This is a genomic window from Bacillus sp. VA15 (genome assembly GCF_055721145.1).
The window spans coordinates 316,951-332,173 of sequence record NZ_JBVQPQ010000003.1 but is presented as its reverse complement, the minus strand read 5'-3'; the positions used below and the strand labels follow the sequence as shown (position 1 = coordinate 332,173).

The 15,223-nt window shown below is 45.9% G+C and carries 13 protein-coding genes and 1 pseudogene; 10 read left to right on the top strand and 4 right to left on the bottom strand.

The window, feature by feature from the left end; genetic code table 11:
* The first annotated feature begins 165 nt into the window (after positions 1-165).
* From amyE to AC0DBE_RS11345, 3 genes are all read left to right on the top strand, one after another.
* Entirely contained in the window at positions 166-2,145 is a 1,980-nt protein-coding gene (gene amyE, locus AC0DBE_RS11355; protein WP_472962179.1) for an alpha-amylase, read from the top strand.
* A gap of 173 nt (positions 2,146-2,318) precedes the next feature.
* Positions 2,319-3,284, top strand: coding sequence for an L-lactate dehydrogenase (locus AC0DBE_RS11350; RefSeq protein WP_472962178.1), 966 nt, complete (start codon positions 2,319-2,321; stop codon positions 3,282-3,284).
* A 31-nt stretch (positions 3,285-3,315) separates the two neighbouring features.
* Positions 3,316-4,941: an L-lactate permease gene (locus AC0DBE_RS11345; protein ID WP_472962176.1), complete on the top strand. Its 1,626-nt coding sequence runs from the start codon at positions 3,316-3,318 to the stop codon at positions 4,939-4,941.
* Between the two features lie 41 nt (positions 4,942-4,982).
* Here AC0DBE_RS11345 and bmr3 read toward each other — a convergent pair whose 3' ends face one another.
* Positions 4,983-6,521 (bottom strand): multidrug efflux MFS transporter Bmr3, encoded by a 1,539-nt coding sequence (gene bmr3 / locus AC0DBE_RS11340; RefSeq protein WP_114151437.1) that lies wholly within the window; start codon positions 6,519-6,521, stop codon positions 4,983-4,985.
* A 112-nt stretch (positions 6,522-6,633) separates the two neighbouring features.
* Between bmr3 and AC0DBE_RS11335 the strand changes: the two genes are divergently transcribed.
* From AC0DBE_RS11335 to AC0DBE_RS11325, 3 genes are all read left to right on the top strand, one after another.
* Positions 6,634-7,098: a MarR family transcriptional regulator gene (locus tag AC0DBE_RS11335; protein ID WP_061187021.1), complete on the top strand. Its 465-nt coding sequence runs from the start codon at positions 6,634-6,636 to the stop codon at positions 7,096-7,098.
* Positions 7,099-7,172: 74 nt separating this feature from the next.
* The gene (locus AC0DBE_RS11330) at positions 7,173-7,802 is read left to right on the top strand and encodes a LysE family translocator (protein ID WP_014112579.1); all 630 of its coding nucleotides are present in this window, start codon (positions 7,173-7,175) and stop codon (positions 7,800-7,802) included.
* Positions 7,803-7,871: 69 nt separating this feature from the next.
* Positions 7,872-8,633 carry a YqcI/YcgG family protein gene (locus AC0DBE_RS11325; RefSeq protein WP_014112580.1) on the top strand — a complete coding sequence of 254 codons (762 nt, stop codon included), beginning with the start codon at positions 7,872-7,874 and terminating at the stop codon, positions 8,631-8,633.
* A gap of 1 nt (position 8,634) precedes the next feature.
* Here the strand turns inward: AC0DBE_RS11325 and AC0DBE_RS11320 are convergent, their stop codons facing one another.
* The gene (locus tag AC0DBE_RS11320) at positions 8,635-9,975 is read right to left on the bottom strand and encodes an amino acid permease (RefSeq protein ID WP_472962172.1); all 1,341 of its coding nucleotides are present in this window, start codon (positions 9,973-9,975) and stop codon (positions 8,635-8,637) included.
* A gap of 129 nt (positions 9,976-10,104) precedes the next feature.
* Here AC0DBE_RS11320 and AC0DBE_RS11315 point away from each other — a divergent pair, with 129 nt between their 5' ends.
* Together AC0DBE_RS11315 and nadE are read left to right on the top strand one after the other, a co-directional pair.
* On the top strand, positions 10,105-10,701 hold the full coding sequence (locus AC0DBE_RS11315) for a DUF1989 domain-containing protein (protein ID WP_014112582.1): 597 nt from the start codon (positions 10,105-10,107) through the stop codon (positions 10,699-10,701).
* Between the two features lie 131 nt (positions 10,702-10,832).
* Positions 10,833-11,651: an ammonia-dependent NAD(+) synthetase gene (nadE, locus tag AC0DBE_RS11310; protein WP_014112583.1), complete on the top strand. Its 819-nt coding sequence runs from the start codon at positions 10,833-10,835 to the stop codon at positions 11,649-11,651.
* Positions 11,652-11,923: 272 nt separating this feature from the next.
* On the opposite strand, the pseudogene tmrB reads toward nadE, so the two are convergent.
* A pseudogene (gene tmrB, locus AC0DBE_RS11305) lies at positions 11,924-12,459 on the bottom strand (tunicamycin resistance ATP-binding TmrB).
* A gap of 308 nt (positions 12,460-12,767) precedes the next feature.
* Here tmrB and AC0DBE_RS11300 point away from each other — a divergent pair.
* Positions 12,768-13,328, top strand: coding sequence for a shikimate kinase (locus AC0DBE_RS11300; RefSeq protein WP_003224806.1), 561 nt, complete (start codon positions 12,768-12,770; stop codon positions 13,326-13,328).
* A 26-nt stretch (positions 13,329-13,354) separates the two neighbouring features.
* Here the strand turns inward: AC0DBE_RS11300 and AC0DBE_RS11295 are convergent, their stop codons facing one another.
* The gene (locus AC0DBE_RS11295; protein ID WP_090557376.1) at positions 13,355-14,116 is read right to left on the bottom strand and encodes a class I SAM-dependent methyltransferase; all 762 of its coding nucleotides are present in this window, start codon (positions 14,114-14,116) and stop codon (positions 13,355-13,357) included.
* A gap of 116 nt (positions 14,117-14,232) precedes the next feature.
* On the opposite strand from AC0DBE_RS11295, the gene AC0DBE_RS11290 reads away from it, so the two are divergent.
* Complete coding sequence (locus tag AC0DBE_RS11290) at positions 14,233-15,207, top strand: LysR family transcriptional regulator (protein ID WP_472962168.1); 975 nt, start codon at positions 14,233-14,235, stop codon at positions 15,205-15,207.
* Positions 15,208-15,223: the final 16 nt, after the last annotated feature.

The following is a 15,223-nucleotide window of genomic DNA, read 5'->3' as shown; positions in this document are numbered from 1 at the left end:
TCTATCAAGTTGTTTTGATAGAGTGATTGTGATAATTTAACATGTAAGCGTTAACAAAATTCTCCAGTCTTCACATTAGTTTGAAAGGAGGAAGCGGAAGAATAAAGTAAGAGGGATTTTTGACTCCGCAGTAAGTCTTCAAAAATCAAATAAGGAGTGTCAAGAATGTTTGAAAAACGATTCAAAACCTCTTTACTGCCGTTATTCGCTGGTTTTTTATTGCTGTTTCATTTGGTACTGGGAGGACCGGCGGCTGCGAATGCTGAAACACAGAACACATCGAATGAGCTGGCAGCGCCATCGATCAAAAGCGGGACCATTCTTCATGCTTGGAATTGGTCGTTCAATACGTTAAAACATAATATGAAGGATATTCATGATGCAGGATATACAGCGATTCAGACGTCTCCGATTAACCAAGTAAAGGAAGGGAACCAAGGAAATAAAAGCATGTCGAACTGGTACTGGTTGTATCAGCCGACATCATATCAAATTGGCAACCGTTACCTAGGTACTGAACAAGAATTTAAAGAAATGTGCGCAGCCGCTGAAGAATATGGCGTGAAGGTCATTGTTGACGCGGTTATCAATCATACCACCAGTGACTATGCCGCGATTTCCAATGAGATTAAGAGTATTCCAAATTGGACACATGGAAACACACAAATTAAAAACTGGTCCGATCGATGGGATGTCACGCAGAATTCATTGCTGGGGCTATATGATTGGAATACACAAAATACACAAGTACAGTCCTATCTGAAACGTTTCTTAGAAAGAGCATTGAATGACGGCGCAGACGGATTTCGATATGATGCGGCCAAACATATAGAGCTTCCGGATGACGGGAATTACGGCAGTCAATTTTGGCCGAATATCACAAATACATCTGCGGAGTTCCAATACGGAGAAATCCTGCAAGATAGTGCCTCCAGAGATGCTGCATATGCGAATTATATGAATGTGACAGCATCTAATTATGGACATTCCATAAGGTCCGCGTTAAAGAATCGCAATCTTAGCGTGTCGAATATCTCCCATTATGCATCAGAGGTGTCTGCCGACAAGTTAGTCACATGGGTGGAATCGCATGATACGTATGCCAATGATGAGGAAGAGTCTACATGGATGAGCGATGACGATATTCGCTTAGGCTGGGCAGTGATTGCTTCTCGCTCAGGCAGTACGCCTCTCTTCTTTTCCAGACCTGAGGGCGGCGGAAATGGTGTCAGATTCCCGGGGAAAAGCCAAATAGGCGATCGTGGGAGTGCTTTATTTGAAGATCAGGCTATCACTGCGGTCAATAGATTTCACAATGTGATGGATGGACAGCCTGAGGAACTCTCGAACCCGAATGGTAACAACCAGATATTCATGAATCAGCGCGGCTCGCACGGCGTTGTGCTGGCAAATGCAGGTTCATCTTCTGTTACCATCAATACGTCAACGAAATTACCTGATGGCAGGTATGATAATAAAGCTGGGAACGGTTCATTTCAAGTAACAGACGGCAAATTGACAGGCACGATTAATGCCAGATCTGTAGTTGTTCTTTATTCTGATGATATTGCAAATGCGCCTCATGTCTTCCTTGAGAATGTCAAAACAGGTGTAACACATTCTTTCAACGATCAACTGACGATCACTCTGCGTGCAGATGCGAATACAACAAAAGCCGTTTATCAAATCAATAATGGGCAAGAGACAGCGTTTAAGGATGGAGACCACTTAACGATCGGAAAAGGAGATCCGTTTGGCACAACATACACCATCACGTTAACAGGAACGAACAGTGATGGTGTAACGAGGACTCAGGAATACAGCTTTGTAAAAAGAGACCCTTCTGCGGCCAAAACCATTGGCTATCAAAATCCAAATCATTGGGGCCAAGTAAATGCTTATATCTATAAACATGATGGGGGCCGGGCAATAGAATTGACCGGATCCTGGCCGGGAAAAGCAATGACTAAGAATGCAGATGGAATTTACACGCTGACGCTGCCTGCGGATACGGATACAACGAACGCCAAAGTGATTTTTAATAATGGCAGCGCCCAAGTGCCCGGACAGAACCAGCCTGGCTTTGATTACGTGCAAAATGGCTTATATAACGACTCTGGCTTAAGCGGTTCTCTTCCTCATTGAGGGCAAGGTTAGACGGGACTTACCGGTAGAAACCATCCTTGATGGTTTCTTTTTTTGTTCATAAATCAGACAAAACTTTTCTCTTGCAATAGTTTGTGAAATGTTGCACAATATAAATGTGAAATACTTCACAAACAAACATCAAAGAAAAACATACCCTGGAAGGATGATTAATGATGAACAAACATGTAAATAAAGTAGCTTTAATCGGAGCGGGTTTTGTTGGAAGCAGTTATGCATTTGCGTTAATAAACCAAGGGATCACAGATGAGCTTGTGGTCATTGATTTAAATAAAGAAAAAGCAATGGGCGATGTGATGGACTTAAACCACGGAAAGGCGTTTGCGCCGCAACCGGTCAAAACATCTTACGGAACATATGAAGACTGCAAGGATGCTGATATTGTCTGCATCTGCGCCGGAGCAAACCAAAAACCTGGAGAGACACGCCTTGAATTAGTAGAAAAGAACTTAAAGATTTTCAAAGGTATCGTCAGTGAAGTCATGGCGAGCGGATTTGACGGCATTTTCTTAATCGCGACAAATCCGGTTGATATTCTGACTTACGCTACATGGAAATTCAGCGGCCTGCCAAAAGAGCGGGTGATCGGAAGCGGCACAACACTAGATTCTGCGAGATTCCGTTACATGCTGAGCGAATACTTTGGCGCAGCGCCTCAAAACGTGCACGCGCATATTATCGGAGAGCACGGCGACACAGAGCTTCCTGTCTGGAGCCACGTGAATGTCGGTGGTGTGCCGGTCAGTGAACTCGTTGAGAAAAACGATGCGTATAAACAAGAGGAGCTTGACCAGATCGTAGATGACGTGAAAAACGCCGCTTACCATATCATTGAGAAAAAAGGTGCGACTTATTATGGTGTTGCGATGAGCCTTGCCCGCATTACAAAAGCCATTCTTCATAATGAAAACAGCATTTTAACTGTCAGCACATATTTAGACGGACAATACGGCGCAGACGACGTGTACATCGGCGTTCCGGCTGTCGTAAACCGCGGAGGTATTGCAGGCATCACTGAGCTGAACTTAAATGAGAAAGAAAAAGAACAGTTCCTTCACAGCGCAGGTGTCCTTAAAAACATTTTAAAACCTCATTTTGCAGAACAAAAGGTCAACTAATCGCAACTATAGAGTAAAGGGCTGATTGTCAATGTGGGAGCAGTTGTATGATCCGTTTGGAAACGAGTATGTGAGCGCACTTGTGGCGCTCACTCCGATTCTCTTTTTTCTCTTGGCTTTAACTGATTTTAAAATGAAAGGCATTCTTGCGGCATTTCTTACCTTAGCCGTCAGTTTCTTCGTCTCCGTTTTGGCATTTCATATGCCGGTTGAAAAAGCAATTTCTTCTGTTTTGCTAGGAATCGGGAGCGGGCTGTGGCCGATTGGCTACATCGTTCTGATGGCGGTGTGGCTGTATAAAATCGCAGTGAAAACCGGGAAATTTACCATTATTCGTTCCAGCATTGCCGGCATTTCGCCTGACCAACGATTACAGCTATTATTAATAGGTTTTTGTTTTAACGCGTTTTTAGAAGGCGCGGCCGGTTTTGGTGTTCCGATTGCGATTAGTGCGGCGCTGCTCGTCGAACTTGGTTTTAAACCGTTAAAAGCGGCGGCTCTCTGCTTGATTGCGAACGCAGCCTCTGGAGCCTTTGGGGCGATCGGGATTCCTGTAATCACAGGGGCGCAGATTGGTGATTTGTCTGCTCTTGAGCTGTCACGGACATTGATGTGGACATTGCCGATGATCTCATTTTTGATTCCGTTTCTGCTTGTATTCCTATTAGACCGAATGAAAGGAATCAAACAGACATGGCCTGCCCTGTTGGTTGTGAGCGGTGTGTATACAGCGGTTCAGACACTGACAATGGCGGTGCTCGGACCCGAATTAGCAAACATTTTGGCGGCCTTATTCAGTATGGGCGGGCTTGCGCTCTTCCTCCGCAATTGGCAGCCGAAAGAGATTTACCGGGAGGAAGGAGCCGGCGAGACTGGCGAGAAAAAAGCATACAGTGCCGCAGACATTGCAAAAGCGTGGTCTCCTTTCTACATTTTAACTGCAGCGATCACAATCTGGAGCCTTCCTGCCTTCAAAGCGCTTTTCCAAGAAGGCGGATTGTTATATCAAACAACGCTCCTATTGAAAATGCCTTTCCTGCATCAGCAAATTATGAAAATGCCGCCGATTGCGCCATCTGCCATGCCGTTAGATGCAGTCTTTAAAGTCGACCTGCTGTCAGCGACTGGTACAGCGATTTTAGCGGCGGTCATCGTGACAGGGCTGTTCAGCAAAAATTTCTCTTATCGGGCTGCCTTTGCTTCCTTGAAGGAGACAGGAAAAGAGCTGTGGGTGCCGATTATGACGATCTGCTTCGTGATGGGATTTGCCAATCTGGCCAACTTCGCAGGGCTCAGCTCTTCAATTGGATTAGCACTGGCGAAAACAGGAGACTTGTTCCCGTTTGTCAGTCCCGTTCTCGGCTGGATCGGCGTGTTCATTACCGGTTCAGTTGTCAGCAATAACGCTTTATTCGGACATTTACAGGTTGTCACCGGAGCGCAGATCGGTGCGGGTTCTGATTTGCTGTTAGCTGCAAATACGGCGGGCGGGGTGATGGCAAAACTTGTTTCTCCTCAGTCCATCGCCATCGCTGCCGCAGCGGTTGGCCAGACAGGCAAGGAATCTAAACTGTTTAAACGGACAGTGGCGTATAGCCTGATTCTGTTATTGATCATTTGTATATGGACGTTTATTCTTGCAAAATTAGGGTTGTAATCGAAAAAAGCAGTACATGTCAGCCATGTACTGCTTTTTTGTTAATTTGCTTTCTTCGCCATTTCCGCTGTTGTTTTCACTCTGGCTTTTCCCATAAACAAAACGGTAACCGCCGCGAGGACAATTGGAATCAAAGCGAGTAAAAAGACATATGTGATGCTTGATGACATCGCGTCAATAATGCGATTCAGGATTGCCTCAGGAATCTGGGAACGTGTTCCTGCTTGAAAAATCTCCTGCGGGTCGCCGATATTTTGCGCAGCGCCTGAGCCTGATGAGCCTTTCATGCCACTGAAGCCGTCGCTTAGCTTGTTTGTGAATACGTTTGTTTGCACCGTTCCGAAAATGGTGACGCCCAGGGTCATGCCGAATGACCGCAAAAATGAATTTGTAGAGTTGGCCGTTCCCCGAAAACGAGGTTCAAGATCGTTCATCGATGCCGCCGGCAGCAGGGAGAAGTTAAAGCCTACGCCAAAGCCTGAAATCATCATAAAGACTGTCAGCCATACCCGTGCTGTGTCAGGCGTCATATTAGAAAGAAGCAGCATGCCGATAAAGAAAGCGATAACAGATATCAGCATCAAATTGCGGAAGCTTGCCTTCGTTTGGAAGATCCCGCCGATCATGCTTCCGATGACTGACCCAATCATCATCGGCGTCAAAATGAAGCCCGCGCTTGTCGCTGAGCTGCCGTATACTGCCTGAACGAAAATCGGAATAAATACCGCTAAAATAATGAATGTTCCGCCATACAGGAAAGCGAGAATCTGTGCTGTGGCAAACAGCCTGTTTTTAAACATCCAGAAAGAAATAATCGGTTCTTCCGCTTTTCTCTCCACAATAAAAAAGGCAATGAAGAAAACGGCGAATACAATAAACAGGCCAATGATCTGAATAGAATTCCAATCGTAAGTTTTGCCGCCAAGCTCAAGAGCGAACATCAGGCATACAATTGATACGACTAAAGTAATCGCGCCGCCCCAGTCAATTTTCTGCTTTCTGTGCTCCAAAGATTCTTTGTAGTAGCGAATAATGAAAAACAATGACAATGCGCCGATCGGCACATTGATGTAAAACACCCAGTGCCAGCTGATCGAATCTGTAATGATCGCGCCTAACAGCGGCCCAAGAACACTGGATAATCCGAATACAGCACCGAACATGCCGGACATCTTTCCGCGTTTTTCCGGCGGAAACAAATCAAAGATAATGGTAAAGGCAATCGGCAGGAGCGCGCCGCCTCCAATCCCTTGAATGGCCCGGTAGATGATCAGCTGATTCATCGTCTGTGCAATCCCGCATAAAGCCGACCCGATTAAGAAAAAAATAAGTCCAAACAGGAAAAAACGTTTTCGGCCGTACATATCGGAGAGTTTGCCGTAAATCGGCATCCCAGCCATGACCGCCACCATATAAGACGCCGTCACCCAAGCAAATTTATCGAAGCTTCCAAGATCCGCTACGATGCTGCCCATCGCGGTGGCAACAATCGTATTGTCCATCGCCGACATCAAGATGCCCAGCAGGAGACCGAGGACCACAAATTTGGTGGAAGCCTGTTTTGCTGATGTTGTGTCCATTTGTTCTACCTCCTCTTACTTTTCTATGTAAGTTCTGATATCATGATAATAGTTTGATTATTAAATATCTCGATTATCAAGATAAATTCGATTTTATAGGGAGGACTGTCAGTTGTCAACAAGAAATTCCAGAAGTGAGTTGGAAAAGACTGCCGTTCAGCTTTTTCGGAAATTGGGCACAAGAACGGTTCTGTTTCATCAGGCAGCCGCTCAAGCTCTCGGTCTGTTTCCCACCGATTTAAAATCAGCTGACATCTTAAATGAAGCAGGGCCGATGACTGCCGGAGAGTTGGGGAAAAAGACGGGCCTCAGCACAGGTTCGGTCACGGCGCTTGTTGACCGGCTAGAAAAAGCGGGGTATGTGGCTCGTGAAAAGGATCCGAACGACCGCAGAAGAGTCATAATCGTCCCATTGACCGCTTCAAAGAAACATGTAAAGGATTTGTTCCGTTCTCTGTCAGAGTCGACGATGGATTTGTGCCGTGAGTATACAGAAGAAGAACTAGAACTCATTTTCAGTTTCGTAGGCAAAGCCGCCGATATTGTGGAGGAAGAACTTAAACGTCTGAAACAGTAAGCGATTTTTGTGCATAGCTTGGCCCGTTCCCGAATAAATTGTACAAGTTACGTAAGAGAAGGGAGTACGGGCCGGTGAACATTTTTTTGAGCTATATTGTGCTGGGACTGTCCTTGTCTGCGCCTGTGGGACCAGTGAATGCGGCGCAAATAGACAAAGGAATTAAAAACGGTTTTTGGCATGCATGGATTTTTGGTTTAGGCGCCATGACAGCGGACGGACTGTACATGCTTTTTATCTATTTCGGGCTTTCACAGTTTTTGACCGCTCCATTTGTGAAAACGTTTTTGTGGCTCTTCGGCTTTTTTGTTCTGACCTATACCGGAATTGAAACGCTGAAAAATGTCAGAGAACCGATGGATGTGCGAAGCTCGCGAGGAAAAGTGTCATATAGGAAAACATTCGCTTCGGGTTTTCTCATCTCACTGTCAAATCCATTGAGCATCCTTTTTTGGCTCGGAATTTATGGGAGCATACTTGCGAAAACAGCAGAGGCCTACAATATGAATCAGCTTCTGATCTATAGCTCCGGCATCATGATCGGCATTTTAATCTGGGATTTTTGCATGGCGATTACAGCCAGCATGTTCAGAAATCTGCTTCATGAAAAGCTGTTGAGAGGATTGACCGGAATCGCTGGTGTATCCCTCCTTATATTTGGCTTTTACTTCGGTTATCAAGGCATCAGACAGTTATTGGGCTGATTCATGAAGGACAGTCACCTGCCGTCTCCAGTTTTAATATAGTATCCAGATGATACTGGAGGTGGATCAATGGTGAATGGGATTTACACCAAAAGTTTTCTGGAACGTAATCAAGCTGAACTCCCTGAATGGCAAAGAATCGCTTTTGAGCTTTTGGCAGAAACTGTGGCGGATGACGCGGATACGTTTCCGTGCATTCCCGGACGCCAGGCGTTTCTGACAGATCAGCTTCGTATTACTTTTGCTGGAGATCCGCGGGAAAACCGTACAGCGGAGGAACTGGCACCACTGCTTGCGGAGTACGGCAAGATATCGCGGGACACGGGAAAGTACGCATCCCTCGTTGTGTTGTTTGATACACCGGAAGATTTGGCTGAGCACTATTCGATTGAAGCGTATGAAGAGCTGTTTTGGAGCTTTTTAAATAGACTGAGTCACCAGGACGAAAAAGAGTGGCCGGAAGACATTCCGGCCGATCCCGAGCATTATAAATGGGAGTTTTGTTTTGACGGCGAGCCGTACTTTATTTTGTGCGCTACACCGGGGCACGAAGCGAGAAGAAGCCGGAGCTTTCCCTATTTTATGATCACGTTTCAGCCAAGATGGGTGTTTGAAGAGTTAAATGGATCAACCGCTTTTGGCCGCAACATGAGCAGGCTGATCCGATCCCGTTTAAAGGCCTACGATCAAGCTCCGGTTCACCCGCAATTAGGCTGGTACGGAGGAAAGAATAATCGCGAATGGAAACAGTATTTCCTCCGTGACGACGAAAAACAGGTATCGAAGTGCCCGTTTTCTTATTTAAAGAACATGTTCAACAAAATGAAATAAATCACGAGCTGGCAGGGCGGTCTTTATGTCCCTGCTTTTTTTGATAGATCATCGTAACGATGGCAATGATCACGAGAAAACCTATGCTTACAAAAAAACCGGGCCGGCTTGATTTTTCAAACAGTGTGCCGGACACAGCCGCAGCAATCAGAATCATCGCTAAATAAATTTGCGTTTTCCCCATTCCCTTGGGATCAGTCAGCTTTTTGCTGGAGAACAGGATAAACAGCCAAGTGTATAAAAGCATTAGCCCCGCCGCTGTCGTCATGTGCTCATAAATGTTTTTGGGCAGCACTAAGGACAGAATAATGGATAGAACAAGCCCTGCAAACGTCAGTCCTAGCGCCGGCCAGCATATTTTTTTGCCTTCCTTTAAAGTAAAGCATTTCGGCGCGTCTCCGTCATCAGCCATCGTACATAGCAATGTCGTAACCGCAAACAGTGAAGCGACGAGGGTCGAGAACCCGGCAATAATGAAAATCCCGTTAAAAATATCAAGGATGATCTTAAGGTTATATCCTTTTAACGACGTAATGAACGGGCTGTCCTGCTCAGTAAACATGTCTAATGGAACCAGCAGCAAGGCCAGTCCGATCGAAATAATATAAATAATCGCCAGCGTCGCCAGCATTAGTTTCCCTGATTTAGACGCTTCCTCTGGTTTTTTTAAGTGAACCGCCATCAGCCCCATGACCTCAATTCCGCCAAAGGCGTAAAACGCGTAGATTAAACCTGTCCAAAGCCCCATGGCGCCATATGGGAAAAACTCACTCGTCTTATTTGGAACCTGTACATCGTGCTTTCCGCCAGACAGGATACCGCATAATGCCAGGATGGCAATCACAATAAACATAAAAATAGCGGCTGTTTTGATGACTGCCAGTACGTTTTCAGTCTTCTCAAAAACAGACAGTCCGGTGAAAATAATCAGTAGCCCAAGTACCGCGTAGATTGAAGCAAACACCCATAACGGCACTTGAGGAAACCAGTGCTTCGTAAATAGCGAAATGGCTGTCAGCTGGCTTCCGGTAATCAGCATTTCTGATGACCAGTACACCCAGCCGTTGCTGAAGCCGGCCCATCTGCCAAACGCTTTTCGCGCATATGCACAAAACGAGCCTTTTTCGGGCTGTTTTGCCGATAGCTTGGCAAGCTGCTCGAATACAAAATACGTGCCGATCGCCCCGATCAAAAATGACAGCAGAACGGAAAAACCGCTTTTCACTATTGCAATGCTGGAACCGAGAAAAAATCCTGTTCCGATCGTGCATCCTATACCGATTAATGATAGCTGCCACCAGGACAAATTTCCTTTTTGCTGGTCTTTTTTTGTTTGACTCATAATCATTTCAACCCCTTTTATCTAAGGTTAGATTGCGACCCGCCCGAAGCTTATATACATCGGATTTTTGCCTCTTTTTACATGGGGAAGGCGGAGAACGCTCATACTAATGAAAAAAGGAGCGAAGCAATGACACAGCAATATATCGTGGAGCCGAAAAAAGGGCTTGGGCTGAAGCTGAAAAAGGGGCAGATTTTAAAGGTGGTTGATGTAGAAGGGCAGCAAGTTGCTGATTTTGTTGCGTACCATGCCAAGGATTTTTATGAGCATCTTGATCAGGGAGCAACGATTGATGCCAATCATTCCATTCATGTGAAAGTCAACGATCATATCTACTCGAATCTATACAAACCGATGCTGACGCTGATTGAAGATACGGTCGGCAAGCATGATTTGCTGCTTCCCGCCTGCCGTCCTGATATGAACAGACTCTTATATGGGAAGCAAAAGGATGAGTTTCAGGATACGTGCTATGACAATATGAACCGTGCGCTTGAGCAATTTGGCGTACCGAAGCCTCACATGCATTATCCGTTTGCGATTTTTATGAATACTGTCCTTGATGAGAAAGGGAACCTGTCTGTAGAAACGCCGCTTTCGAATGCCGGGGATTATGTAAGGCTGCGGGCGGAAATGGATTTGGTTGTCGCGTTTTCTTCCTGCCCGATAGAAAAAGGTAAGTGCAATGGCGATAGCGTAACGTCTATACGGGTGGAAGTCAGCTGATCTCTCTTGTTCACTGTGAATCAAGACCTGTGCTATATTTAAAGGGATACATAATTGTCATGATTCATTTTCATCAATTTGGGGAAATGATCAAATAAGAAACAGCGAATTGTACAGGAGGAATGATTGGGATGAGCATGCAGGAAAAGATTATGCGTGAATTACATGTGAAGCCCTCAATTGATCCAAAGCAAGAAATTGAGGACCGAATCAATTTTTTAAAACAATATCTGAAAAAAACCGGCGCTAAAGGCTTTGTGTTAGGAATCAGCGGTGGACAGGATTCAACTCTCGCGGGGCGCCTGGCCCAGCTTGCGGTGGAAAGTATTCGTGAGGAGGGCGGAGACGCTCAATTTATCGCGGTCCGTCTTCCGCATGGTACACAGCAGGATGAAGACGATGCCCAGCTTGCTTTGAAGTTCATTAAGCCGGATAAATCATGGAAGTTCGACATTAAGTCCACAGTCAGCGCGTTTTCTGATCAGTATCAGCAGGAAACCGGTGATCAGCTGACTGACTTTAATAAAGGGAATGTAAAAGCGAGAACAAGAATGATCGCTCAATACGCGATCGGCGGCCAAGAAGGCCTTCTTGTCATCGGCACGGACCATGCCGCTGAGGCTGTGACTGGTTTCTTTACGAAGTATGGTGACGGCGGAGCGGACCTCCTGCCGCTGACTGGATTGACGAAGCGTCAAGGAAAAAGCCTGCTGAAAGAGCTGGGTGCATCGGAACGCTTATACTTAAAAGAACCAACTGCCGATCTGCTCGACGAAAAACCGCAGCAGGCGGATGAAACAGAGCTAGGCATTTCCTACGAGGAAATTGACGATTATCTCGAAGGAAAAGAAGTATCAGCGAAAGTGTCAGAAGCGCTGGAAAATCGCTACAGCATAACTGAGCATAAACGTCAGGTTCCGGCGTCTATGTTTGATGACTGGTGGAAATAGGATAAAGAAAGCCCGCTCTCGGAGCGGGCTTTTCAGCGTGTCGGCAATCCTCGCATTCGTTGTCAGTCCTGCGCGTTGGTGCTCACGGGTTAAGAAAGGAACGGCGGCTAATCGCTCAGGCGTCCTGCCTAAACGCCGCCATCATCACATCCTGTGAAAGTCTGCTCCAATGCTCGTCCTTCCTAGACCTCAAGGGTTTTCAATCACGCTGAAAAAAGATGATAAAATCCTAAAACGTAAACCGTTTTAGGATTTTATCATGTGCGGGATCTTTATTTGATGCGGATATGATTCAGCTTTACCATCAATCTGTCGGTGAACCTTCGGAGGCTGCCTCTCGTATCAGGGGCTAATGTAAGATTGGCTCTTGCGGCAATGGTTTCTGCCGCATCCTGAATTGACATGTTGTCTGTTTGGAGGCCCATGAATTTTTTCCTTCTGCTCTTGTTCGCAGCCGTTTTAACAAGGTTTCTTTTGAAGCCATTAGTGTAAAGTGGTGAACTGTCCTGCCATCATGTCTAAGCCAGCCGATGATCTCATTAAAGTACTCAGGATCTACAACCGTCATAGGCACAATGATGAAGCCGCGATATGTATCGGTCAGGGAGGCCAGCAAGCTGTAATTGAACGCCCGCCATAAGGGGTAGCTTTGAAAATCGTCCTCCTCGATCTCCGGAGGTATCATGGAGCGCAGTGCAAAACCCATTTTCTCAGGATCATACACGTAAGATGGTTTCAGCCTTCTGCTCAGTTCGAAAGCTGTTTGTGTTTTTCCTGAACCAAAAGCCCCGTTTATCCATATGATCAATCGACATTTCTCCCTTCTTATTTATCATACAAAAAAAGACCCTTTGATCGAAGAGCCAGCGGGAAAAACAATCAAGGCAGTGAGATTGAAAGGTTTTAGTGCTTTTTTGCGTCGAAGTATTAAAATATATGCGGAAATGTTGTACAATGAATGTCATTCAGGCAAAAACGTTTGAACAACCAAGAGCAGGCTATCCCGGGTAAAGCTTGAACGGAAAAGGACGGGCAAGCCGGTATCTATATAAATATTCGTAAAATAAGCATATAATGAATATAAAAATTTCATTCCTTAGGAGGATTTCGCCGAAGATGAACGCTAAACGAGCCATCCCAGTAAGAGAAAGAAATATCGTCCTGATCGGATTCATGGGTGTAGGAAAAACGACAATCGGCCAATTGGTCGCTAAAAAATTATATAGAGATTTTATCGATATTGACCAAGAGATCGAAAAGGATTTCAACATGTCAATCCCTGAGATGTTTGAGGAAAAGGGAGAAGACTTTTTCCGGAAAACGGAGAAGGAATATATTTTAGACATCTGCCGTCATAAACGATTCAAAATCGTCTCTCTGGGCGGCGGGTCTTTTAAACAAGAGGAAATCAGAAAGTGCTGTCTGGAAAACTGTCTCGTGCTCCATCTGGACCTGTCATGGGAGAACTGGAAGCAGCGAGCGGACTTATTAATCGAGAGCCGCCCTGTGCTGCATAACCGTTCAATGGATGAAATGGAACAGCTGTTTAACGAAAGAAAAGTCATTTACGACAAACACAATTCAAAAGTTGCAACAGACAACCTTTCTCCGGAAGAGGTTGCTGATTACATTGTAGAGACATTAAAAATCGGCTGGGATCTTTATCAGCCAATGTAAAAGCCGTGCCGTGCACACGGCTTTTTTTATCGTTTTATGCCCTGTATCAAAATCGCTTTTAAACAAAAGGAGCCGGGCTGTCCGTTTTGATTCAATTTGATGTGGAACATGTCACGTGCTTCGTCTGATGCGTCATTCAGATGGGTGATGATTTGCTTTTCCCGGTCGGCGGGAGTTCCGCCCCGTTTGATCCAGCTTTCGTATTGAATCGGCAAATTCCACTTTTGGATTTCTTGGTACTCAAGCTGATTAGTAGTGAACATCGACTGCCATTCTGATAATGAGCTTTCGCGGACATGGGAAGGATCACGGAGGCGGTTCAAATGATTGACAAACTCATCAAGAACGGGATCTTCAGGCGCGTAATGATCGACTAAGAGAAAACGACCATTCTTTTTCAGCACGCGTGCAACTTCGCTGACGGCTTTGCGGACATCTGAAAAATGGTGGGCCGCGTATCGGCAGGTGACGATATCAAATGAATCGTCGGGGAAGGGGAGTGACTCTGCCGTTCCTTGCTGAAAGCGTACGCTTCCCGCTCCTTTGTCTTGCGCAAAGGAGGAGGCAACCTCTACCATCTCTTTCGTCGCATCAACACCGATGCACTCCTGTACATATGGGGAAAATGCCAGCGCTGTATGGCCAGCACCCGCTCCAATATCCAGCACCCGCTGCTCAGCCCGGCATTCCGCAGTTTTGATCATGAACCCTAAATCTTCCCCCTCGGCAAATACCTTCTCATCCCGGTACATCTCGGCGTTTTTAGAAAACGGCGTTTCATTTCTCATGTGAACCAGCTCCTTTTTTTGTAAATGATGATATGGATTATGTTAGCAATTTCTGTTATGATTCGTCCAAGATATAAAAATGATAAAAACGATAGGTTCAACCTATGGAGGCTGAAATGGATATTAAAGTGATGGAATATGCAGCGGAAATCGCCCGGCGCCAAAGCTTTACAAAGGCGGCAGAGCATCTTCATATCGCTCAGCCATCTCTTAGCCAGCAGATCAAAAAGCTTGAGGCTGAGCTGGGTCTTACCCTTTTTCACAGATCCCACGGCTCTGTTACGCTGACACCCCACGGCCGGCGTTTCATTGAAAAAGCCGAGGACATCATTCGTTCAAGAGATGACTTGCTCCGGGAGATGCAGGAGCGGTCGCAAGGACTGGGGCACAAGCTTTCCATTGGGATTCCTGCTGTAACAGGAAGATATCTCTGTCCGCCTCTGCTAAAGCAGTTTTTGGCGCGTTATCCTCATGTGGAGGTTCAGCTTGTTGAAAAAGATCCGGTTTCTTTAGAGGAGATGACGGCAAAGGGAGAGGTTGACCTTTCTGTCTTATCCTTGCCGATCGAGGATGAACGGCTCTCCATTACACACTTGCTCACGGAACCGATTGTTCTCGCAGTGCCGAAGGAAAAACAAAGGTGGATGCCGCCGGAAATGGCCGCGCTGATTGAGAAAGCGCTGGAAGGTGAGAAGGGCCGCCAGCCGTGCGTGCCGCTTGAAATGGTAAGGCACGTGCCGTTTATTCTGTTAAAAGAAGGTTTCGGATTTCGCAGGACAGTTCTCGATCTCTGTGCGGAAAGCGGCTTTAAGCCGAATACTGCCTTTAAAACGAGCCATATTGAAACCGCCCAATCTCTTGTGGCCAACGGCTTAGGTGTGACAATGCTGCCGAATATGGTCAGAAGGGATAAAGATCCGGGTGTGATCTATTTATCCATTCAATCCGCGCCATCACGAACCCTCGTCTTTGTGTTTTTAAAGAACCGCTATGTCAGTCTGACAGCCCAGGCCTTTATGGAACTGAGCCGGGAAAGTCTTAAACAAACGTTTGATGAAGGCTGTCTGGAAAACAAAAGTGAAAATATTTAGAAAACAAATCCGAAAC